Source organism: Burkholderia cepacia ATCC 25416 (assembly GCF_001411495.1).
GTDB lineage: Bacteria > Pseudomonadota > Gammaproteobacteria > Burkholderiales > Burkholderiaceae > Burkholderia > Burkholderia cepacia.
The window spans coordinates 539,949-561,824 of the sequence record NZ_CP012982.1; the positions used below are offsets into that span (position 1 = coordinate 539,949).

The following is a 21,876-nucleotide window of genomic DNA, read 5'->3' on the forward strand; positions in this document are numbered from 1 at the left end:
TGCCGCCATGCGACGCGAGCACGACTCAAACGCCGTACCCCGCCGTCTTCCACGAAGCCGCACGGCCTTGCCGCACAACTCACTCGGCCCAGTTCCGGACGTAGTCCGGCACCGGCATGTTGCCGTCGGCATGAACCGGTGCGCCGCGCGTCGTCTTCAGCGGCAGGATCCCCGTCCAGACAGCAAGCGCAAGATCTTCATCCTTGTCGGACGGCAGCGAATCGCTGACTTTCACCGCCGCTTCCGCAAGGGCAATCCGCAGCACGCTGGTCGCATTGATTTCCTTCTCGTTGCCGGGCCGCGCGTCATGCTTGCGACCTGGTGCGATCTTGTCCATCAACGCATCCAGCGCCGCCAGCTTGTCGTCACGGCCCTCCACGACGTCGAACCGCCCGTAGATCACCGCGGATCGATAATTCATCGAATGGTTGAAGGCCGACCTGGCCAGCACGAGCCCGTCCAGCAACGTAATCGCGACGGAGGCCGGCGCGCCCGCCGACAGCGCCTTGATCATCCGGCTACCGTTGGACCCGTGAATATAGAGGTCATCGCCCCGTCTCCAGTGCGCGGTCGGGATACAGTGCGTGTTCTCGCCTGCAGCGAACGCGATGTGGCAGACGTACGCTTCGTCCACGATGCGATGAAGCATCGTGCGATCGCGATTCGCCAATTCCGGCAGGCGGCGAATGGTGGTGCGGGGTGTGGAAGCGATGACGGTCTGATCTTTCATGTTTCGTTTTCCTGTTCGCACGCCCTTGCGCACATCGAGCGGCCCGCGTTCCGGCAAGGCTCAACGATCTGCCCGGAATATATTTGCACTGCGAATTTAATCGAATTGAACGCATGCAGCTTCCAAGCCTGCAAAACCGGTCGATCGGCCCATCGACAGCCGCGCTTCAAATCGATCAAAATACGCGCGTGCCGCAATCGGGGACGATCGCCGGGAGACCCCGCGCACCGCGCCTGCACCGCGAGAACGTGAACGATACGACGCGCGCCGAATCTTCAAAAGAACCAGCTCACCGAAAAATTCTGGAACCAGCCCATGGATCTCGCGCTGCTCCTCTCATCGCTTTCCAGACAGGAGGGCACGACGCGCCACAGCCAGCAGGAGGCCCTCTACCGGAGCCTGCGCAACATGCTGCTGGACGGGCACATCCCGTCCGGCACACGGCTCGTGTCGACCCGCGTGCTCGCGGCGGAATTGGGCATCGCGCGCAATTCGGCCGTCTATGCGTACGAGCGACTTGCCGAGGAAGGCTTCGTGGCGGCCACGCGCAACGGTACGATCACGCGCTGGGACGGATGCGGCTGTTCGAGCACCGGGCTCGAGAGCGGGCCGGCCACGGTTCGCTTGTCCGAGCGCGTGCACGGGCTGGAGAACGCCGATCCCGAACCCGAACGCATGCTGCCGTTCGTCCCCGGTCTTCCGTCGCTCGATGAATTCCCGGTTGCCCAATGGCGCCGTTGCATCGAGCGCGCATGGAAAGTCATCAAACCCGCGCAGCTCGCATACGGTCCGGTCGAAGGGCTGCCCGAATTGCGGCGTGCCGTGGCGGCCTACATCCGCGTCTCGCGAGGCGTGCGCTGCGAAACAGGCCAGGTATTCATCACCGACGGCACGCAAGGCAGCCTCGAACTGTGCGCGCGCATGCTGGCGAATCCCGGCGAACCCGGCTGGCTCGAGAACCCCTGCTACAACGGCGCCCGTACCGCATTCCGCTCGACCGGCCTCGATATCGTGCCGATCGAGGTCGACCGCGAAGGAATGGCGCCCACCGACGAACAGTGGCGCACCCGGCCACCCCGGCTGATCTATACGACGCCATCGCATCAATACCCGCTCGGCGCGCTGATGAGCCCCCGGCGACGAGCGGCGCTCGTCGAGCACGCACGTGCGTGCGGCGCGTGGATCATCGAGGACGACTACGACAGCGAGTTCCGCCACGACGGCGAGCCGCTGCCCGCGATCCAGGGCCTGCATGCCGACGCACCGGTCTGCTATCTCGGCACCTTCAGCAAGACGATGTTTCCCGCCCTTCGGCTCGGCTTCATGGTGGTTCCGCCGGTTCTGGTCGAACGCTTCACCCGGACGCTGCGCGAACTCGTTCATCGCGGCCACTCGGCCGATCAACTCGCGATGGCCGAGTTCATCGACACCGGCCTCTTTGCACGGCACCTGCGCAGGATGAGGACGCTGTATGCCGAGCGGCGGAACAACCTGGAAACGGCACTCGCCCGCCACCTCGGCACCGCGCTGTGCGTTCGGGAAAGCCCGGGCGGCATGCATCTGTCGGCGGACCTCGCGCTCCCGCTGCGCGATACCGACGTCGCCCGCGCCGCAGCCGCGCGTGGCCTGCTGCTTCAGCCGCTGAGCAGCTACCGGGTCGGCGACGGCCGGCCGTACAACGGCTTCGTGCTGGGATACTCCGGGCTGAGCGATGCGACGATCGAGACCGCGACGATGCAGCTCGCTGCGGTCATCGACGCGCAGGGCCGCACGCGCGGCTGAACGTCACGCGCGGCGTCCTCGCTCACAGTTGCGATTCCAGCGGAAACAGCCCGAGAAACCAGACTTCCATCCGCCGCCCGGCCGACACTTCCGGTTCGTGATCGAGCTCGGTGACCTTCCCGTCCGAATCGGTCTGAATCCACTTGAGCTGCCCCGTGCCCGCCGTATCGGTCCTCGGCTCGACGCGCCACGCGATTCGATCGAGCCGCGCTTCCAGATCGTTCGCCACCTGCGACGCAATCGCCGGGCTCTCGCAGTAAACGCCGATCTCCGTATTGAGGTTCAGCGAACGCGGATCGAGATTCATCGATCCGATGAAAATGCTCTTGTGGTCGAACACGTAGGTCTTCGCATGCAGCGACGCACGCGACGATCCGATGATGACCTGCTTCGAGATGCTCTTGTCGCCCGACGGCCGCCGTTCGTAAAGCCGCACGCCGGCTGCCACGAGATCGCTCCGGTAATGCCGGTAGCCCGCATGCACGGCCGCCACGTCGGTCGACGCGAGCGAGTTGGTCAGCACCGTGACGCGCACGCCGCGCGCCGTGAGCGCGCGCAGCCGCTCGACGACATCCTTGCCCGGCACGAAATACGGCGACACGATCAGCAGGTCATGTTCGGGCTGCAACGCGAGCGCCCGCAATTGCGGCATCAAATGCCCGTCGCTGTCCTTCGGCGCGTGCGCGATCTTCGACGGATCGTCGTACAGCACCGTTGCGCGGCCCCACGACAGTTCCGTGCCCTGCCCGTGAACGATCCGGTCGAGTCGCTGCCTGGCCTCGAGCACGTACGGATTGTCCTCCATGGCCCTCAGGTAGTCGCGCAACCGTTCGCGCTCGCGGTCCAGCCCGCCCGGTGCCGCCTCGTGCCCGACCAGTGCGCTGATCGGATACGCGTACGGGGAATTCCAGAACGTGTCGAATTCGGTCGAGATGTCCTTCACGACCGGGCCATGGACGACGACATCGAGATCGCCGAACTCCAGCATCGACGATGCGCCGAAATACTCGTCGCCGATATTGCGGCCGCCGATGATCGCCGCCTGGTTGTCCGCGATCATCGCCTTGTTGTGCATGCGCCGGTTGACGCGCGCGAACTCGAACACCGTGCCGATCTTCTTGAACCGCCGCGTGGCGACCGGATTGAACAGCCGGATCTCGATGTTCGGGTGCGAACTGATCTCGAGCAGCTTGAGGTCGTCCGCGTTCGTGCCGAGATCGTCGAGCAGCGCACGGACGCGGACGCCGCGATCCGCCGCGCGAATGATCGCATCGGCCAGTTCGTGCCCGGTCAGGTCGTCGTGCCAGATGTAGTACTGAAGGTCGAGCGACCGGTCCGCGTGATCGGCAAGCAACACACGCGCATCCAGCGCGTCGACCGGATCGGTCAGCAGGTGAAACGCGTCCTGCCCGGGATGGGCGCTGGCTTGCTGCCGGAACGCTACGCCCAGCCGCGTGTTGTCCGTATCGGTGTACGCGTGCATCGGCGCGCGATCGGCCTGCGGCGGCAGGCTCGCGCATGCGACGAGCGCCAGCAACGAAAGAATCGCACCCCACGAACGCAGCATGGTCATGATTGCCGTCCCGCTCCCGGCCGAAGTCTGTTTGTTCTCGCCGCCGGATGGATCGCGGGGCTGCCTGGTTTTCGTTCGGCCGTACCTGGTGTCGCGTGTGGAACGGCCGCGCTACAGCATACTTCGATTGACAGCGGCGCGGCACCCTCTTGGTACTTTCCCGATCGCGGCACGCGTCCATACAAAGAAAAACCCGCGACGCATGAAGCCATCGCGGGTTTTCGGCATGCGGCGCGAGCGCGCGCATGAAATCTGGTGGGCCCGGCGGGGTTCGAACCCGCGACCAATCGATTATGAGTCGACTGCTCTAACCGCTGAGCTACAAGCCCTGAAAAGAATCGAAGCGTGTCACACGCTGCCCCGGCAAAGAAGCCGGGCCGGCATTGTAACAACAAAGGGGACAAACGCCACCGGCATCACGCGGATACCGGCGGCGTTCGCAGGAGAGACGCTGGAAATCAGTTCCCTTCGAGGAACGACTTCAGCTTGTCGGAACGGCTCGGGTGACGCAGCTTGCGCAGCGCCTTGGCCTCGATCTGACGGATCCGTTCACGCGTGACGTCGAACTGCTTGCCGACTTCCTCGAGCGTGTGATCGGTGCTCATCTCGATACCGAAGCGCATCCGCAGCACCTTCGCCTCGCGCGGCGTCAGCGAATCGAGCACGTCCTTCACGACGTCGCGCATGCTCGCATGCAGCGCGGCATCCGCCGGCGCGACCGTGTTGGTGTCCTCGATGAAGTCGCCGAGATGGGAATCGTCGTCGTCACCGATCGGCGTTTCCATCGAGATCGGCTCCTTCGCGATCTTCATGATCTTGCGGATCTTGTCTTCCGGCATCTCCATCTTCTCGGCGAGCGTTGCCGGATCCGGCTCGAGACCGGTTTCCTGCAGGATCTGCCGCGAGATGCGGTTCATCTTGTTGATCGTCTCGATCATGTGAACCGGAATACGGATCGTGCGCGCCTGGTCCGCGATCGAGCGCGTGATGGCCTGGCGGATCCACCACGTCGCATAGGTCGAGAACTTGTAGCCGCGACGGTATTCGAACTTGTCGACCGCCTTCATCAGGCCGATGTTGCCTTCCTGGATCAGGTCGAGGAACTGCAGGCCGCGGTTCGTGTACTTCTTCGCGATCGAGATCACGAGACGCAGGTTGGCCTCGGTCATTTCACGCTTCGCCTGGCGCGCCTTCAGTTCGCCGGCCGCCATCTGGCGGTTGGTTTCCTTCAGGTCCTTCAGCGGCAGCACGACACGCGCCTGCAGGTCGAGCAGGCGCTGCTGCTGTTCGCGGATCGCCGGAACGTTACGCGACAGCACCGCGCTGTACGAATGGCCTTCGGCCATGATCTTCTCGGCCCAGTCGAGGTCGGTTTCGCTGCCCGGGAAGCGCGCGATGAATTCCGAACGCGGCATGCCGCACTTGTCGACGACGATATGCAGGATCTGGCGTTCGACCTGGCGCACTTCGTCCACCTGCGCACGCAGCGTGTCGCACAGGCGTTCGACGGTACGCGCGGTGAAGCGGATCGTCATCAGTTCGGTCTGGATCGTTTCCTGCGCCTTCAGGTAGGCCTTCGACTTGTAGCCTTCCTTTTCGAACGCGCGGCGCATCTTGTCGAACCACTCGCTGATCTGCGAGAACTTCTCGAGCGACGCACGCTTGAGGGCTTCGAGCTGGGCGGCGTTGGCCGATGCCTGTGCGGCACCGTCATCTTCCTCCTCTTCCTCTTCTTCCTCTTCCTCTTCGGCTTCCTCGTCCTCGTTCTCGATGGCTTCCGCTTCCTTCGCGGAGAAGCCGTCGGTATCGGCGGAGTCCGAAGCATTCGGATCGAGCAGGCCGTCGACGAGCTCGTCGACACGGATCTCTTCGTTCGCGACGCGTTCGGCCATCGCGAGGATGTCGGCGATCGTCGTCGGGCACGCGGAGATGGCCATCACCATGTGGCGCAGGCCGTCCTCGATCCGCTTCGCGATCTCGATTTCGCCTTCGCGCGTGAGCAGCTCGACCGTGCCCATTTCGCGCATGTACATCCGGACCGGATCGGTCGTGCGGCCGAATTCCGAATCGACGGTGGACAGCGCGACTTCCGCTTCCTCTTCGACTTCATCGTCCGACGACGCGGCGGGCGCGTTGTCGTTCAGGAGCAGCGTTTCCGCGTCCGGCGCCTGCTCGTAGACCGCCACGCCCATGTCGTTGAACGTGCCGATGATGCCTTCGAGGGCTTCGGTCTCGGTGAAGTTGTCCGGCAGGTGGTCGTTGATTTCGGCGTACGTGAGGAAGCCGCGCTCCTTGCCGAGCTTGATCAGCGCGCGCAGCTTCACGCGGCGCTCTTCGAGCTCCTCGGCCGTACCCGGCGTGCTCGTCGCGAACGCTTCCTTCAGCAGCGCCTTTTCCTTGGCGCGACGGTCGCGCACCTTGGATTTGCCCGGTGCAGCCGCTGCTGCTGCGGGCTGCTCGTCGCTCTGATTTGCGTCGTCTTCGACGGATACTTCGTTCAGCTTTTTGGTCATGGAGTTCGCCGTACCGGCTATATCGACTCGCGGCTGCTGGACGACAGCCGGTTGAACCGTGGGTGCATGAGTAGTACGTACTGCCGTTTCGTCCGCGGCGGCAGTCGTGTCCCTTGCGCTTTTCGCACTTGCCCGCTTCGCCGCCGGCTTGGCCGGCCCGGAGTCGGGTCTGGCGGCAGCCCGTGTTCTGGCTGCCGGCGCCGGCGCAGCCTGAGCAGTGCCGGCCGCGGTTTTTTTTCCTGCTGGGGCTGACGTGGCTGAAGACGTTGTCCTGGTGGAAGAAGCAGACTTGGCCGCTGTGACCTTCTTGGTCGGCTCCGTCGAGCCCTTGCCTGTTGCTTTCTTTCCGCCTGTCGTCTTTGCCATCGCGATTCTCGCCTCTGCTTAGAAAACAAACCGCTGGAAACCTTATATTATAGCACGCTGGGGAACCCTCTCTAAGCTCCCCGGCCGCCTACAGCCCGAGCCGACGCTTCATGTCGGTTCGCTGCTGGTTCAATTCCGTCAATTCGGCCAATTCCTCGGGTGTGAAGGTGGATTGCCGCGCCAGCCTGTCAAGCCGGTCGCAGCAAGCGTCGTAACGCATCTTGAGCACCGCGGCCTGCAACTCCTCCCCCGCGATCCGTTCCTGCTCACGCTGCCGCTCGGGCACCGTCTCGTCTTCCGGATTCTGTAACAGCAAATCGCGGACGTTTTCATCATAGTCCAGAATTTCGCGGAAGATTTCCTCGTAAGTCGCTCCATTCGAGGACGTCCGCAGGACATCGGAAAGCAGCCGGAATTCTGCGCCATCGCCCAGCGCGCGGGCATGATCGACGACCTCCGCGAACAGTTCGCCGATGCACGGCAACGCACGCAGGGTCGCAAGCTGTTCATCGTCGAGCTGCGACGCGATGCGCGGATGCATCACCAGCGTGCGCAACGCACGCTTTTCGCTGTCCGTCACGCGGCGCCGCTCGCTGCGTGCAGGCGCCTGGCGCGGCGGTGCCGCGATCCGCGTATCGACATCGGACAGCCCCGCAACCTCCTCGAACGGGATATCGAGGCGGTCGGCGAACATGTGCATGATCTGCGCGCGCAACGCGTTCGCGGGCAGCGCCTGCAACATCGGCTTCGCATCGAACAGCGCCTTCGCACGGCCTTCCGGCTGATCGAGCGCCTTGCCGGCAATTGCTTCGTTCAGCAGAAATTGCGACAGCGGCATCGCGCGCTCAACCTGTTCGGAGAACGCCTCCGCGCCGAATTCGCGCACGTAGCTGTCCGGATCGTGCTCGGCCGGCAAAAATAGGAACCGGATCGTACGGTTGTCGCCGGCATGCGGCAGGCATGCCTCGAGCGCGCGCCGGGCTGCCCGCCGTCCTGCCGAATCGCCGTCGAAACTGAAAATGACCGTATCGGTCTGGCGCAGCAGCTTCTGCACGTGAATCGGCGTACACGCTGTGCCGAGTGTCGCGACCGCGTTCGGGAACCCGAGCTGCGCGAGCGCGACGACGTCCATGTAGCCTTCGACGACCAGCACGTACTTGCGCTCGCGAATCGCGAGCCGCGCCTCGAACAGGCCGTACAACTCGCTCCCTTTGTTGAACAACGGGGTTTCAGGCGAGTTCAGGTACTTCGGCTCGCCGCTGCCGAGCACGCGGCCGCCGAAGCCGATCACCTGCCCCTTCACATTGCGGATCGGGAACATGATCCGCTCGCGGAACCGATCGTAGCGGCGCGCGACGCCCTGCGCATCGGTCTTCTCGCTGACGATCACGAGCCCCGACTCGACGAGCGACTCGTCGCGATAGTCGGGGAACGCAGCTTCGAGGTTCTGCCAGCCGTCCGGCGCATAGCCGAGCCCGAAGCGCGCGGCGATCTCGCCGGTCAGGCCCCGGTTTTTCAGGTACTGGATCGCGACGGTCGCGCCACGCAACTGCTTGCGGTAGTAGTCGCACGCGGCGGTCATTGCATCGGACAGCGCGGTTGCAACCGATTTCGACACCGGCGCCGGATAGTCGCCGCCACCGCCTCCACCCCCACCACGCATCGACGGCTCGTGCGGCACGGTCAGGCCGACCGACTGCGCGAGCTCCTGCACGGCTTCCGGGAACGTGAGCCCCGCGTGTTCCATCAGGAAGCCGATCGCCGTGCCGTGCGCGCCGCAGCCGAAGCAGTGATAGAACTGCTTGGTCGGGCTGACCGTAAACGACGGGCTTTTCTCGTTATGGAACGGGCACAGCCCCATGAAGTTGGCGCCGCCCTTCTTGAGCTGCACGTACCGGCCCACCACGTCGACGATATCGACGCGGTTCAGCAAATCCTGCAGGAACGAATGCGGAATCACCGTGGGATCGAGCGAAAAAAGACAATACGACACCCCGGCGCACGCACCGCGCGCGCCGGGGAGACAGGTGTTACTTCGAAAGCGCGGCCTTGACCAGTGCGGAAATGGCCGTCATGTCGGCACGGCCGGCGAGCTTGCCCTTCAGGACGCCCATCACCTTGCCCATGTCCTGCGGGCCCGCGGCGCCCGTCTGCGCGACCGCGGCCTGGACTTCGGCGGCCACCTCGGCCTCCGACAGCTGCTCGGGCATGTAGCCGCTCAGCACGACCAGCTCCGCCTGCTCCTTCGCGACGAGGTCGTCACGGCCGGCGGCCTGGAACTGGCTGATCGAATCCTTGCGCTGCTTGATCATCTTGTCGATCACGGCCGTGATGCCCGCGTCGTCGAGGGTGATCTGATCGTCGACTTCGCGCTGCTTGATCGCGGCCATCAGCAAGCGAATCGTTGCCAGGCGCTCGCTTTCCTTCGCGCGCATCGCGGCCTTCATGTCTTCGCTGATCTGCTCTTTCAAACTCATCTTTCACCCGGGAAGGAAACGTGAATCCGACGCCCGCCATACGGGCGTCAACACAAAAACCCGCTTGGGACTGTGTCTCAAGCGGGTTGCTCGAATCCGGCATCGGCGGCTCGCCTGATCGGTCGCACGATCATGCTCGATCTTCCGCGATCGCCCGATCGCACGGAGTCGCCGGTGCGCCGCTCAGCGAACCGCGCGGCGCCCAATCGTTCAGTACAGCTTCTTCGGCAGCGTCTGGCTGCGGATACGCTTGTAATGACGCTTCACCGCTGCCGCCTTCTTGCGCTTGCGCTCCGCGGTCGGCTTCTCGTAAAACTCGCGCGCGCGAAGTTCGGTCAACAGCCCGTTCTTCTCGATCGTGCGCTTGAAGCGACGCATTGCAACTTCGAACGGCTCGTTCTCTTTAACGCGAATGATCGTCATGATCCGACACGAATAAAGGTTTGCAGGGAAAGACTACCGAGTATAGCAGAGCGATTGCTCAAAGGCACGGGGCCTGGTCCCGCCAAAACGGCGTCGGCCCGGCATGTCAGGCGCCACGCGAATACTCCGCGGCAGCCTGCCCGGCCGCCGTGCCGGACGCCCACGCCCACTGGAAGTTGTAGCCGCCGAGCCAGCCCGTCACGTCCACCGCCTCGCCGACGAAGAACAGCCCCGGCACACGCGTGCTCATCATCGTCGCCGACGACAGGTCGCGCGTATCGACCCCACCCTTCGTCACTTCGGCTTTCTTGTAGCCCTCGGTGCCGTTCGGCGTCAGCGTCCAGCCGGACAGCGCGTCGCCGATCTGGCGCAGTGTCTTGTCGGGCAGGTCCGCGAGCCGCGCGTCGGCCGCGACGCGATGCGTGTCGAGCCACGCATGCGCGAGGCGCGACGGCACCCAGTCCGCGAGCAGCGAACCGATCTGGCGCTTCGACGTGCGCTTCGCGTCGAGCAGGTCGGCTACCGTATCGCGTTGCGGCAACAGGTCGACGCGGATCGGGTCGCCCGGCTGCCAGTAACTCGAAATCTGCAAGATCCCTGGCCCGGACAGGCCGCGATGGGTCAGCAACAGGTCCTCGACGAATTCTCCGCCGCGCTTCTTGTCGCCGGTCGATACGCGCACTTCGAGCGATACACCGGACAACGCCGCGAACGGCTCCCAGTCCTGCTGCGCGAACGTCAGCGGCACGAGCGCGGGCCGCGTGTCGATCAGCTTGTGGCCGAACTGCTTGGCGAGCCGGTAACCGAAGTCGGTCGCGCCGATTTTCGGAATCGACAGACCGCCGGTCGCGATGATCAGTGCACGCGCGCCGATCGTCCCCGCCTGCTGCGTGTCGAGCGCGAAGCCGTCGGCCGGCGCGTGGCGCACCGCGTCGACGACGACGGGCCTGCGCCACGCGATGCCGCCCGCGTCGCACTCGTGCTTCAGCACGTCGATGATCGCGTCGCTGCCGTGGTCGCAAAAGAGCTGGCCCTTGTGCTTTTCGTGCCAGGTCACATGATGGCGCTTGAGCAGCCCGAGGAAGTCGCGCGGTGTATAGCGCGCCAGCGCCGAGCGCGCGAAATGAGGATTCGCCGACAGATAGTTGTCGGGGCCTGCGTAAAGATTCGTGAAGTTGCAGCGGCCGCCGCCCGAGATGCGGATCTTCTCGGCGAGCCGCGGCGCGTGGTCGATCAGCACGACGCGGCGGCCGAGCTGCCCGGCAACCGCGGCGCTCATCATCCCGGCGGCGCCCGCGCCGATCACGGCGATGTCATAAGTTTCCATGGCGCGGATTGTACCCGCCCGGCCTCCGGCCCGGGCTGCCTGCGGCGGCGACCTGCCCCCCCGCCTGCTATAATTTCCGGTTACGTTGACCTTCCCGCGGCGCGCTCGATACGGCGCGCCCTGCCCGCACCCATGCTCGTTCTCGGCATCGAAAGCTCCTGTGACGAAACCGGCCTCGCGCTCTACGACACGCAGCGCGGCCTGCTCGCGCACGCGCTCCATTCGCAGATCGCGATGCACCGCGAGTACGGCGGCGTCGTGCCCGAACTCGCGTCACGCGACCACATCCGCCGTGCGCTGCCGCTACTCGAGGAAGTGATGGCGCAAAGCGGCACGCGCCGCGACGACATCGACGCGATCGCGTTCACCCAGGGCCCCGGCCTCGCGGGCGCGCTGCTGGTCGGTGCGAGCATCGCGAATGCGCTCGCGCTTGCCTGGAACAAGCCGACCGTCGGCATCCATCACCTCGAAGGCCACCTGCTGTCGCCGCTGCTCGTCGACGAGCCGCCGCCGTTCCCGTTCGTCGCACTGCTGGTGTCCGGCGGCCACACGCAACTGATGCGCGTGACCGACGTCGGCGTGTACGAGACGCTCGGCGAAACGCTCGACGACGCGGCCGGCGAAGCATTCGACAAGACGGCCAAGCTGATCGGCCTCGGCTACCCGGGCGGCCCGGAAGTCTCGAAGCTCGCCGAAACCGGCACGCCGGGTGCGGTCGTGCTGCCACGCCCGATGCTGCATTCGGGCGATCTCGACTTCAGCTTCAGCGGCCTGAAGACGGCCGTGCTCACACAGATGAAGAAATTCGAAGCGGCGAAGCTGGAGGGCGAAGCGCTCGAACGCGCGAAGGCCGACCTCGCGCGCGGCTTCGTCGACGCGGCCGTCGACGTGCTCGTCGCGAAGTCGCTCGCCGCGCTGAAGAAGACGAAGCTCAAGCGCCTCGTGGTCGCGGGCGGCGTCGGCGCGAACCGCCAGTTGCGCGCCGCGCTGTCGGCCGCCGCGACCAAGCGCGGTTTCGACGTGCACTACCCCGACCTCGCGCTCTGCACCGACAACGGCGCGATGATCGCGCTCGCGGGCGCCTTGCGGCTCGGCCGCTGGCCCGAGCAGGCGAATGCCGACTATGCCTTCACGGTGAAGCCACGCTGGGATCTCGCGTCGCTCGCACGCTGAGCGACGCCCCGCGACACAACGCCACACCGACAAACGAAAAGGCCGCTCATACGAGCGGCCTTTTTCATCGGCGCGGCAAAACGACGCAGCGTTATGCAGCCTGCCGCTTGTCGCGTTCGATCAATGCATACGCACTGTGATTGTGGATCGACTCGAAGTTCTCGGCTTCGAGCACATACGCGACCACGCGCTCGTCCGCGTCGAGACGCTGCGCGACGTCGCGCACGAGATCCTCGACGAACTTCGGGTTCTCGTATGCGCGCTCGGTGACGAACTTCTCGTCCGGGCGCTTCAACAGGCCCCACAGCTCGCACGACGCCTCTTCCTCCGCGATGCGGATCAGCGCCTCGACCGGCAGGTCGGCCGCGAGCTCCGCGTCGATCGTCACGTGCGAGCGCTGGTTGTGCGCGCCATATTGCGAGATCTTCTTCGAGCACGGGCACAGGCTCGTCACCGGCACGAGCACCTTGAGGAACAGGCGCGTGTCGCCGTTGCGGCTTTCGCCCGCGAGCGTCACCTCATAGTCGAGCAGGCTCTGCACACCCGACACCGGCGCCGTCTTGTTCACGAAGTACGGGAACGTGACCTCGATGCGGCCCGCCTCGGCTTCCAGCTTCTCGAGCATCGACGCAAGCATCGCGCGAAAACGCTCGACCGTCAGCGGCGCACGGTTCTCTTCGAGCAGCGCGACGAAGCGCGACATGTGCGTACCCTTCTGGTCGGCCGGCAGGCGGACGTCGAGATTCCAGACGCCGACGGTCGGCTGCACGTCGCCGCCTTCGGTACACACCGTCAACGGATGCCGGACCGCCTTCACGCCCACGCGCTGAATCGGAATCTGGCGGGTATCCACCGTGCTCTGCACGTCGGGCATCACGAAGGCGGGATTCATCTGGTTCATCTTGTTCAATCCTTGTAAGCCGCGCGTTCGATGACGCGCACGCCGCGTCATGCGGCAGCCGGAAAAGCAACATGGGCCCGCAGGCCCATGTTTTCCGCATCAATGAAGACCGGTCGCGCCAGTCGCACCGGCACCGCCCGCGGGCGGCGCCAGCTTATGCGACGCGCTTCGCCTGACCGGCGACATCGGCCGCCGGATTCAGAAAGCGTTCGCGAATCGATTTCGCGATACCCGCGCCGTCGAGGCCGCATTGCGACAGCAGCTTCGCGGGGTCGCCGTGATCGATGAACAGGTCAGGGAGGCCCAATTGTAGTACGGGTCGGATAACCCCACTCTCCATCAGGGCTTCCACGCAGGCCGAGCCCGCGCCGCCCATCACGCAACCTTCCTCGACCGTGACGAGGTAGTCGTGCGTCTCGGCGAGTTCACGCACGAGCGCAGCGTCGACCGGCTTCACGAAACGCATGTTCGCGACGGTTGCATCAAGTTCCTCGGCGGCGGCAAGCGACGGTGCGACCATCGTGCCGAACGCGAGGATCGCGACGCGCTTGCCTTCCGGCTGCGACGTGTGGCGACGCACTTCACCCTTGCCGAGCGGGATCTCGGTGAACTCCTTCACCGTCGCCACGCCCGTACCCGCGCCGCGCGGATAACGCACCGCGGTCGGGTTCGGCTGTTGCAGCGCCGTGTGCAGCATCTGGCGGCATTCGTTCTCGTCGGATGCGGCCATGATCGTCATGTTCGGAATGCAGCGCATGAACGCGAGATCGTACGCGCCCGCATGCGTCGCGCCGTCCGCGCCGACGAGGCCCGCGCGGTCGATCGCGAACACGACCGGCAGGTTCTGCAGCGCAACGTCGTGGATCAGCTGATCGTACGCACGTTGCAAGAACGTCGAGTAGATCGCGACGACCGGCTTGAGCCCTTCGGTCGCGAGGCCGCCCGCGAACGTCACCGCGTGCTGCTCGGCGATGCCGACGTCGTAGTAGCGATCCTTGAAGCGCTTCTCGAATTCGACCATGCCCGAGCCTTCGCGCATCGCCGGCGTGATGCCGACCACGCGCGTGTCGCGCTCGGCTTCATCGCACAGCCACTCGCCGAACACCTGCGTGTACGTCTTCTTCGCGGGCGTGGCGGACGGCTTGATGCCTTCGGCCGGATTGAACTTGCCCGGGCCGTGGTAGAGCACGGGATCGGCTTCGGCGAGCTTGTAGCCCTGGCCTTTCTTCGTCACCACGTGCAGGAACTGCGGGCCGCGCAGTTCGCGGATGTTCTGCAGCGTCGGGATCAGCGAATCGAGATCGTGACCGTCGATCGGGCCGATGTAGTTGAAGCCGAACTCTTCGAACAGCGTGGCCGGCACGACCATGCCCTTCGCGTGCTCCTCGAGCTTGCGTGCGAGTTCGAGCACCGGCGGTGCAACGCTCAGCACGCGCTCGACGCCCGCGCGCGCAGCCGCATAGAAGCGGCCCGACATCAGGCGTGCGAGATGGCGATTCAGCGCACCGACCGGCGGCGAGATCGACATGTCGTTGTCGTTGAGGATCACGAGCACCTTCGCGTCTTCCGACACGCCCGCGTTGTTCATCGCCTCGAACGCCATGCCGGCCGTCATCGCGCCGTCGCCGATCACGGCGATCGAGAAGCGGTCGTCGCCGTTCAGCTGGCTGCCGATCGCCATGCCGAGCGCGGCCGAGATCGACGTGCTCGAGTGCGCGGTGCCGAACGTGTCGTATTCCGACTCCGAACGGCGCGGGAACCCCGAGATGCCATCCTGCTGACGCAGCGAATGCATCTGGTCGCGACGCCCCGTCAGGATCTTGTGCGGGTAGGTCTGGTGCCCCACGTCCCAGACGATGCGATCGTTCGGCGTGTTGAACACGTAGTGCAACGCGATCGTCAGCTCGACCGTCCCGAGATTGGACGACAAATGGCCGCCCGTCTTCGACACACTGTCGAGCACGAACGCGCGCAGTTCATCCGCGAGCGGTTGAAGTTGGCGACGATCGAGGCGGCGCAAGTCCGCCGGGTCGTCGATGGTTTTCAGCAAGTCGTACATCGTCGTTCCATTGTAGGAAATCAAACGCGCCCGCATTCTGTTGCACGCACCGTAGCATGTGCGCGGCGGCGGGCTTTCGCGTCAGCTGACCCGGTTCACTACCAGGTCGGCAAGTTCGGCGAGACGCTGAGCGCGTGCGCCGAACGGTTTCAGCGCGTCGTGCGCTTCGGCGCGTAGTTGTGCTGCGAGCTCGCGCGACGCCTCGAGGCCGAGGATCGATACATAGGTCGGCTTGTCGTTCGCCGCATCCTTGCCGGCCGTCTTGCCGAGCGTCGCCGAATCGGTCGTGACGTCGAGAATGTCGTCGACGACCTGGAAGGCCAGACCCACGGCCCCTGCGTACACATCGAGCGCCGCCATCGTTTCCGCCGACGGCGTCTCGCCGGCCAGCGCGCCCATCCGCACGGCCGCGCGCAACAGTGCGCCCGTCTTCATCCGGTGCATCGTCTCGAGCTGCTCGCGCGTCAGCTTGAGGCCGACGCTCGCCAGGTCGATCGCCTGCCCGCCGGCCATGCCGATCGAGCCGCTCGCCAGCGCCAGCTCGCGCACGAGCGCGGCCTGCTGCACCGGCGACAGCGCAGCGGCGTCGGTCAGCGCAACGAACGCCTGCGACTGCAGCGCGTCGCCGACCAGCAGTGCCGTCGGCTCGTCGTACTGCACGTGCACGGTCGGCTTGCCGCGACGCAGTGCGTCGTCGTCCATGCACGGCATGTCGTCGTGCACGAGCGAGTAGACATGGATCATCTCCAGTGCCGCCGCCGCCGCATTGCGCGCCGCTTCCGTCGCGCCGGTCAGTTCGCCTGCTGCATGGCACAGCAGCGGGCGAACGCGTTTGCCGCCGCCGAGGACCGCGTAGCGCATCGCCTCGTGGAGTTTCGCCGGCACCGCGGTTTCAGCGGGCAAATAGTGGCCGAGTGCGTCCTCGACACGGTCAAGCACGGACCGCATCCATTGTTCGAATGTCATAGATCGTCGTCTTCGCCGTCCGTGGCGGCCGTTCCGGACGAAAGCGGCTTCAGCGTCGCGCCGTCGAGCACACGAACCTGCTGTTCCACTTTCTCAAGCTGCTGTTGGCAAAACGCAACGAGGGTCGCACCGCGGCGATACGCCGTCAGCGAATCCTCGAGGCTCAACGCGCCGCCTTCCATCCGGGCAACCAGCGTCTCGAGCTCCGCGAGCGCCGTCTCGTAATTGTCCGGCAACGGTTCGGTGCCATTGCCGGGCGGCGTGGCGCCTGGGGATGCGGTTTTCGCCATGGACGAGGGTGTCAAATTTCAAAACAAGTCGGACATTCTACGGCAAAAGAGAATTTTCCGACCTGCCGTCGTGGGCGCCCGCGCACAATTCCGGCCCCATCTACGATGCACAGTGTGCGCCTTTCGGCGGTCGCCCGACAAAAAATTGACACAAATCAGGCACTTAATCCTGGCCTTGCGAGGCGAACCGGGTATAATTCCGCGTTTCCCTAAATCGATTTTTCGATGGTTGGGTTGTTCACTGCTTTCACGCTAACACCGGGAGTGGGAATGTCCAATCTGAGCGATGCGCTTCAGTTGAAGTCGGCCCACAGCCAGCTTCCAGTCACTGCATACTTCGATGAGGCGCTACTCGAGCGCGAGATCGAAACCCTCTTCAAGAAAGGACCTCGTTACGTCGGGCACGAGTTGATGGTGCCCGAGGCGGGGGATTATTTTGCGCTGCCGTCCGAGAAGGAAGGTCGCGTGCTGGTCCGCAACCCCGCGAACCAGATCGAACTGCTGTCGAACGTCTGCCGTCACCGGCAGGCGATCATGCTCAACGGGCGCGGCCACACGCAGAACATCGTGTGCCCGCTGCACCGCTGGACGTACGACCTGGACGGCCAGTTGCTCGGCGCGCCGCACTTCCCCGACAAGCCGTGCCTGAACCTCGGCAAGAGCCCGCTGCAGAACTGGCAGGGGCTGCTGTTCGAAGCCGAAGGCCGGAACGTCGCGCGCGATCTCGCCCATCTCGGCACGAAGCATCACTTCGACTTCTCCGAGTACCACTTCGATCACGTCGAAGTGCACGAGTGCGATTACAACTGGAAGACGTTCATCGAGGTCTACCTCGAGGATTACCATGTCGTCCCGTTCCACCCGGGCCTCGGCAGCTTCGTGTCGTGCGACGACCTCAAGTGGGAGTTCGGCGACTGGTACAGCGTGCAGACGGTCGGCGTGCACAACGCCCTCGCGAAACCGGGCAGCGCGACTTACCAGAAATGGCACGAGCAGGTGCTCAAGTTCCGCAACGGCGTGCCGCCGGAGTTCGGCGCGATCTGGATGGTCTACTACCCGGGCCTGATGATCGAGTGGTATCCGCACGTGCTCGTCGTGTCGTGGCTGATCCCGCGCGGCCCGCAAAAGACGACCAACATCGTCGAGTTCTATTACCCCGAGGAAATCGCGCTGTTCGAACGCGAATTCGTCGAGGCGGAACGCGCCGCCTATATGGAAACGGCCGTCGAGGACGACGAAATCGCGATGCGGATGGACGCAGGTCGCCGTGCGCTGATGGCACGCGGCGAGTCGCAGGTCGGCCCGTACCAGAGCCCGATGGAAGACGGCATGCAGCACTTCCACGAGTTCCTGCGCCGCCACCTCGGCGACATCTGAAAGCCAGTGCGGCGCTTTGACGCCGCACGGCATCCGGCAGACGAAAAGACGGGCTTCGGCCCGTCTTTTTTTGTTTAGACTTGGAATGTCAGGCCATTCGCACTCCAGGGAGCCGTCATGCCACACACCCACTACACCACGCTCATTTCCGCCGCCAATCTCGCCGAGCGCCTGGCGGCGGCGCCCGGCAGCGTCGCACTGTTCGATTGCCGCTTCGATCTCGTCGATCCCGCCGCCGGCGAAGCCGCATATGCGGCCGGCCATATCCCCGGCGCACAGTATCTTCATCTCGACCGCGACCTGTCGGGCCGCAAGACAGGCACCAACGGCCGCCATCCGCTGCCGACCCGCGACGCACTCGCCACGCTGCTCGCGAGCCGAGGCCTCAAGCAGGGTCAGCAAGTCGTCGCGTACGACGCGCAGGGCGGCGCCTATGCGGCGCGCCTGTGGTGGCTGCTGCGCTGGCTCGGCCACGATTCGGTCGCCGTGCTCGACGGCGGCCTGCAGGCCTGGGAAGCAGCCGGCCAGCCTCTGGCAACCGACGTGCCGCACCCGGCCGCCGGCGATTTCCGCGCGGCGGCGCCGCTCGAATCGACGGTCGACGCGGCAGCCGTGCTCGCCAACGTGAGCACACCCACGCGTGTCGTGATCGATGCACGCGCACCCGACCGCTACCGCGGCGAAAACGAAACGATCGATCGTGTGGGCGGCCACATCCCCGGTGCACGCAACCGCTTCTTCAAGGACAACCTCGCCGCGGACGGCCGCTTCAAGACCGGCCATGAACTGCGCGAAGCGTTTTCCGCGGTGCTGGCCGGCACCGAACCGAACCGCGTGATCCTGCAATGCGGCTCCGGCGTCACCGCCTGCCACAATGCGCTTGCACTGGAGGTGGCGGGCCTGCACGGCGCGTCGCTGTATCCGGGCTCGTGGAGCGAATGGAGCGCCGATCCGTCGCGACCGATCGCAACCGGCGCGACACCGTAAGCGCGGTCACAACGCAGCGGCGGCATGTGCCGCCGCTTGCCGTTTACATCACGCCGTACTTGTGGAACCACGCGATCGCGCGCTTCCAGCTTTCCTCCGCATCGGCCTTCACATAGCTCGGCCGGTAATCGGCAAAGAACGCGTGGCCGGCATCCGGATACACGACGATCTCCGATTCGCGCGCGAGCTTCGAATCGCTCGCCTGGATCGCCTTGCGCATGTCGGCGAGCGATGCCTGCGTGATGTTCGCGTCCTTCTCGCCGTAGAGCCCGAGCACGGGCACCTTCAGCAACGATGCATGATCGACCGGATTGAACGGCGTCATCTCGTCGGTCTTGCCTTCGACGAACCCGTACCATGCAATGGCCGCACGCACGTGCGGGTTGTGCTCGGCATACAGCCAGCTCTGACGGCCGCCCCAGCAGAACCCCACCACGCCGAGACGCGACAGGTCGCCGCCGTTCTTGCCGGCCCACGCGACGGTCGCATCGAGATCCTCGGTCACCTGCCGGTCAGGCACCTTGCTGATGATGTGCTCGGACAGATCCTTGATCGTCGGATACTTCGCCGCATTGCCCTGCCGTACGAACAGGTCGGGCGCGATGGCGAGATAACCGAGCTTCGCGAAGCGACGGCAGACGTCGGCGATGTGCGCGTGCACGCCGAAGATCTCGTGAATCACGATGACGACCGGCAGGTTCGTCTTGTCCTTCGGCTGCGCGCGATACGCGGGCACGCTCGCGTCTCCCGAACGGATCTCGACGGTGTCGACGTCCAGCCCTTCGCTGTCGGTCGTGACCGTCTGCGCCGACACGGGCAGCACCGCCGCTGCGAAGGCACCGCCCAGCGCGGCCTGCATGAACTTGCGGCGCGAGAACGGAACGTGGGGAACCAGGCTGTCGACTTCGGGTTTCAACATGAATGCACTCCTCGATTGGGCGCCGCCGTCACGATCGCGAATACGGTATGACGTGGCATCGCGCCGGCATGCGGCGCGGATGTCGCGGCGGTTGGCACCCCGCCGCAAACGGAAACCCGGACAAGATGCCCAATAATCCGTTGTCACGTCAACTGTCGGATATGTAAGACTCGATTACGGCGCGTTGCTTCGACACGCCGATCGCCGCGCAAAAACCGCAGGCGCCCCATCGAATCGCGATGCAACAAGCCGCATGTCGATCGCCGTCGAGCGATCGGATGCTGGCGAATTGAAACGAAAAACACGCGGTCGATGTTGCCCGTCACACGCCGGCACGGCAGCCCGCAAAGAACGACGGGCAGGGACTACGCACGACGTGCGCTCCCCGCCCGCTTCCCGCGCGAACGCGCGCTCAGTGCAACTTGACGCGCGGCAGCGTCGTGCGCCGCAGCCAGTGCGCAACCGTGTCGAGCATCATGCGCGGATAGCCGTGCAGCGCGGCGATGTGCATCCGGTACAGCGACATGTACATGAAGCGCGCGAACAGCCCTTCGATCAGCATGTTGCCGCCGATCAGCCCGCCCATCAGGTTGCCGACCGCACTGAAATGGCCGAGCGACACGAGCGAGCCCAGGTCGCGATAGGTGAATTCGGGCAGCGGGCGCCCGTCGAGCCGACAGCCGATTGCCTTCAGCAGGAAGCTCGCCTGCTGGTGCGCAGCCTGCGCGCGCGGCGGCACGTTGCGCTCGTTGCCGGGCCATGCGCATGCCGCACAATCGCCTAGCGCGAACACGTTGTCGTCGGTAAAGGTCTGCAGCGTGCGGCGCACGTCAAGCTGGCCGAGCTTGTTGACCTGAAGGCCATCGAGATTGGCGAGCACTGACGGCGCCTTGATGCCTGCGGCCCAGACCGTCAGGTCGGCACGCACCGTCTTGCCGCTCGCCGTATGAACGGCCCCGGGCGCCACCTCGGTCACGCGCTCGGCAAGCATCAGCCGCACGCCGATCTTTTCGAGCAGTTCGGCCGTCGCCAACGACACGCGCTCCGGCAACGCCGGGAGAATTCGCGGCCCCGATTCGATCAGCACGATGCCGACGTCGTGCCGCGGGTCGAGCTTGTGCAGCCCGTAGGCCGACAACACCTGCGCGGTGTTGCGCAACTCGGCGGACAACTCGACGCCCGTCGCGCCGCCACCGACGATCACGACCTGGATGCGCGGCTCGGCCGCCTCGCCCGGCGCGGTCGGCGCCGGCGCCTGATGTTCCGCACGCATGCACGCGGCGATCAGCCGCTTGCGGAAACGCTCGGCCTCGCCGACCGTATCGAGCGCGATCGCGTTTTCCGATGCGCCCTGTACGCCGAAGAAGTGGGTCGTGCTGCCGATCGCGATCACGAGCGTGTCGTATTCCAGCTCGCGCGCCGGCAGCAGTTCCTCGCCGTCGCTGTCGTTGATGGGTGACAGCGTCAAGCGTTTCGCCGCGCGGTCGAGCCCGGTCAGTTCGCCCTGCTGGAATTCGAAGCCATGCCAGCGCGCCTGCGCCGCATATTCGAGCTCCTGCGTGAACGGATCCATGCTGCCGGCCGCGACCTCATGCAGCAGCGGTTTCCAGATGTGGGTCGGATTGCGGTCGACGAGCGTGACAAGCGCACGCGCGGGACGATTGCCGCGCGCGCCGTAACGGTCGCCGAGCCGCGTCGCCAGTTCCAGGCCGCCCGCGCCTCCGCCTACGATGATGATCCGATGCATCTGTTCCCCCTTTGCGATTCGAAACTGCTGCCGCCGGACAGTGCGAACGCGATGCATTCGCGCCACCCGTTGGATTAACCGGTTCGGACATCATCGATGTGCAGTTCGAAGCACTTCGATGCGACCGCCCCGGGAACGCGGGGCGCGCAAGCCCCCGTGTCCATGACATGCATTGTCCGGGAGCTTGCGCGTTGACCACAAGCAAACCATCTCGATATTCAGCATCCCTGCAACAATATGCCGCAGGAATCGGGAACCGCGTGGCG

The 21,876-nt window shown here is 65.2% G+C and carries 17 protein-coding genes and 1 tRNA gene; 4 read left to right on the top strand and 14 right to left on the bottom strand.

Annotation, left to right across the window (positions count from 1 at the left end):
* Positions 1-79: 79 nt before the first annotated feature.
* Positions 80-730: a pyridoxamine 5'-phosphate oxidase family protein gene (locus tag APZ15_RS19810; protein ID WP_027791087.1), complete on the bottom strand. Its 651-nt coding sequence runs from the start codon at positions 728-730 to the stop codon at positions 80-82.
* Positions 731-1,045: 315 nt separating this feature from the next.
* On the opposite strand from APZ15_RS19810, the gene pdxR reads away from it, so the two are divergent.
* Positions 1,046-2,512, top strand: a complete 1,467-nt coding sequence (gene pdxR / locus APZ15_RS19815; RefSeq protein ID WP_027791086.1) for a MocR-like pyridoxine biosynthesis transcription factor PdxR — start codon at positions 1,046-1,048, stop codon at positions 2,510-2,512.
* A gap of 22 nt (positions 2,513-2,534) precedes the next feature.
* On the opposite strand, the gene APZ15_RS19820 is transcribed toward pdxR, so the two are convergent.
* From APZ15_RS19820 to APZ15_RS19855, 7 genes are all read right to left on the bottom strand, one after another.
* Positions 2,535-4,085 carry a phospholipase D family protein gene (locus tag APZ15_RS19820; protein ID WP_027791085.1) on the bottom strand — a complete coding sequence of 517 codons (1,551 nt, stop codon included), beginning with the start codon at positions 4,083-4,085 and terminating at the stop codon, positions 2,535-2,537.
* A gap of 253 nt (positions 4,086-4,338) precedes the next feature.
* A tRNA-Ile gene (locus tag APZ15_RS19825) sits at positions 4,339-4,414 on the bottom strand.
* A 129-nt stretch (positions 4,415-4,543) separates the two neighbouring features.
* The gene (gene rpoD, locus APZ15_RS19830; protein ID WP_027791084.1) at positions 4,544-6,964 is read right to left on the bottom strand and encodes an RNA polymerase sigma factor RpoD; all 2,421 of its coding nucleotides are present in this window, start codon (positions 6,962-6,964) and stop codon (positions 4,544-4,546) included.
* Positions 6,965-7,052: 88 nt separating this feature from the next.
* Entirely contained in the window at positions 7,053-8,924 is a 1,872-nt protein-coding gene (dnaG, locus tag APZ15_RS19840) for a DNA primase (protein ID WP_027791083.1), read from the bottom strand.
* A gap of 70 nt (positions 8,925-8,994) precedes the next feature.
* Positions 8,995-9,441: a GatB/YqeY domain-containing protein gene (locus APZ15_RS19845; protein WP_021160855.1), complete on the bottom strand. Its 447-nt coding sequence runs from the start codon at positions 9,439-9,441 to the stop codon at positions 8,995-8,997.
* 210 nt (positions 9,442-9,651) lie between these two features.
* Entirely contained in the window at positions 9,652-9,864 is a 213-nt protein-coding gene (gene rpsU / locus APZ15_RS19850; protein WP_006479415.1) for a 30S ribosomal protein S21, read from the bottom strand.
* 106 nt (positions 9,865-9,970) lie between these two features.
* Entirely contained in the window at positions 9,971-11,200 is a 1,230-nt protein-coding gene (locus APZ15_RS19855; RefSeq protein WP_226153235.1) for a BaiN/RdsA family NAD(P)/FAD-dependent oxidoreductase, read from the bottom strand.
* 123 nt (positions 11,201-11,323) lie between these two features.
* Here APZ15_RS19855 and tsaD point away from each other — a divergent pair, with 123 nt between their 5' ends.
* Positions 11,324-12,364: a tRNA (adenosine(37)-N6)-threonylcarbamoyltransferase complex transferase subunit TsaD gene (gene tsaD / locus APZ15_RS19860; protein WP_027791081.1), complete on the top strand. Its 1,041-nt coding sequence runs from the start codon at positions 11,324-11,326 to the stop codon at positions 12,362-12,364.
* 91 nt (positions 12,365-12,455) lie between these two features.
* Here tsaD and folE2 read toward each other — a convergent pair whose 3' ends face one another.
* The 4 genes from folE2 to APZ15_RS19880 all read right to left on the bottom strand — a co-directional run bounded on the left by folE2 (position 12,456) and on the right by APZ15_RS19880 (position 16,580).
* Positions 12,456-13,265, bottom strand: a complete 810-nt coding sequence (gene folE2 / locus APZ15_RS19865; protein ID WP_021160853.1) for a GTP cyclohydrolase FolE2 — start codon at positions 13,263-13,265, stop codon at positions 12,456-12,458.
* Between the two features lie 154 nt (positions 13,266-13,419).
* Positions 13,420-15,324, bottom strand: coding sequence for a 1-deoxy-D-xylulose-5-phosphate synthase (dxs, locus tag APZ15_RS19870; protein WP_021160852.1), 1,905 nt, complete (start codon positions 15,322-15,324; stop codon positions 13,420-13,422).
* A gap of 81 nt (positions 15,325-15,405) precedes the next feature.
* A complete protein-coding gene (locus APZ15_RS19875) occupies positions 15,406-16,290 on the bottom strand; it encodes a polyprenyl synthetase family protein (protein ID WP_027791080.1) in 885 nt (294 codons plus the stop codon).
* Positions 16,287-16,580 (bottom strand): exodeoxyribonuclease VII small subunit, encoded by a 294-nt coding sequence (locus APZ15_RS19880; RefSeq protein WP_027791079.1) that lies wholly within the window; start codon positions 16,578-16,580, stop codon positions 16,287-16,289. The genes APZ15_RS19875 and APZ15_RS19880 overlap by 4 nt, the downstream gene beginning before the upstream one ends.
* Positions 16,581-16,850: 270 nt before the next feature.
* On the opposite strand from APZ15_RS19880, the gene APZ15_RS19885 reads away from it, so the two are divergent.
* On the top strand, positions 16,851-17,957 hold the full coding sequence (locus tag APZ15_RS19885) for an aromatic ring-hydroxylating oxygenase subunit alpha (protein ID WP_027791078.1): 1,107 nt from the start codon (positions 16,851-16,853) through the stop codon (positions 17,955-17,957).
* Positions 17,958-18,074: 117 nt separating this feature from the next.
* On the top strand, positions 18,075-18,944 hold the full coding sequence (locus tag APZ15_RS19890) for a sulfurtransferase (protein ID WP_027791077.1): 870 nt from the start codon (positions 18,075-18,077) through the stop codon (positions 18,942-18,944).
* 43 nt (positions 18,945-18,987) lie between these two features.
* Here the strand turns inward: APZ15_RS19890 and APZ15_RS19895 are convergent, their stop codons facing one another.
* Together APZ15_RS19895 and APZ15_RS19900 are read right to left on the bottom strand one after the other, a co-directional pair.
* Positions 18,988-19,863, bottom strand: coding sequence for a dienelactone hydrolase family protein (locus APZ15_RS19895; protein ID WP_027791076.1), 876 nt, complete (start codon positions 19,861-19,863; stop codon positions 18,988-18,990).
* A 412-nt stretch (positions 19,864-20,275) separates the two neighbouring features.
* Positions 20,276-21,610, bottom strand: a complete 1,335-nt coding sequence (locus tag APZ15_RS19900) for an NAD(P)/FAD-dependent oxidoreductase (protein ID WP_027791075.1) — start codon at positions 21,608-21,610, stop codon at positions 20,276-20,278.
* Between the last annotated feature and the right edge of the window lie 266 nt (positions 21,611-21,876).

Bases quoted from the DNA above. Each gene is read 5' to 3' on its own strand.
- APZ15_RS19810 (WP_027791087.1), bottom strand. From the start codon at position 730: ATGAAAGATCAGACCGTCATCGCTTCCACACCCCGCACCACCATTCGC.
- pdxR (WP_027791086.1), top strand. From the start codon at position 1,046: ATGGATCTCGCGCTGCTCCTCTCATCGCTTTCCAGACAGGAGGGCACG.
- APZ15_RS19820 (WP_027791085.1), bottom strand. From the start codon at position 4,085: ATGACCATGCTGCGTTCGTGGGGTGCGATTCTTTCGTTGCTGGCGCTC.
- rpoD (WP_027791084.1), bottom strand. From the start codon at position 6,964: ATGGCAAAGACGACAGGCGGAAAGAAAGCAACAGGCAAGGGCTCGACG.
- APZ15_RS19845 (WP_021160855.1), bottom strand. From the start codon at position 9,441: ATGAGTTTGAAAGAGCAGATCAGCGAAGACATGAAGGCCGCGATGCGC.
- rpsU (WP_006479415.1), bottom strand. From the start codon at position 9,864: ATGACGATCATTCGCGTTAAAGAGAACGAGCCGTTCGAAGTTGCAATG.
- tsaD (WP_027791081.1), top strand. From the start codon at position 11,324: ATGCTCGTTCTCGGCATCGAAAGCTCCTGTGACGAAACCGGCCTCGCG.
- folE2 (WP_021160853.1), bottom strand. From the start codon at position 13,265: ATGAACCAGATGAATCCCGCCTTCGTGATGCCCGACGTGCAGAGCACG.
- dxs (WP_021160852.1), bottom strand. From the start codon at position 15,324: ATGTACGACTTGCTGAAAACCATCGACGACCCGGCGGACTTGCGCCGC.
- APZ15_RS19875 (WP_027791080.1), bottom strand. From the start codon at position 16,290: ATGACATTCGAACAATGGATGCGGTCCGTGCTTGACCGTGTCGAGGAC.
- APZ15_RS19880 (WP_027791079.1), bottom strand. From the start codon at position 16,580: ATGGCGAAAACCGCATCCCCAGGCGCCACGCCGCCCGGCAATGGCACC.
- APZ15_RS19885 (WP_027791078.1), top strand. From the start codon at position 16,851: ATGTCCAATCTGAGCGATGCGCTTCAGTTGAAGTCGGCCCACAGCCAG.
- APZ15_RS19890 (WP_027791077.1), top strand. From the start codon at position 18,075: ATGCCACACACCCACTACACCACGCTCATTTCCGCCGCCAATCTCGCC.
- APZ15_RS19895 (WP_027791076.1), bottom strand. From the start codon at position 19,863: ATGTTGAAACCCGAAGTCGACAGCCTGGTTCCCCACGTTCCGTTCTCG.
- APZ15_RS19900 (WP_027791075.1), bottom strand. From the start codon at position 21,610: ATGCATCGGATCATCATCGTAGGCGGAGGCGCGGGCGGCCTGGAACTG.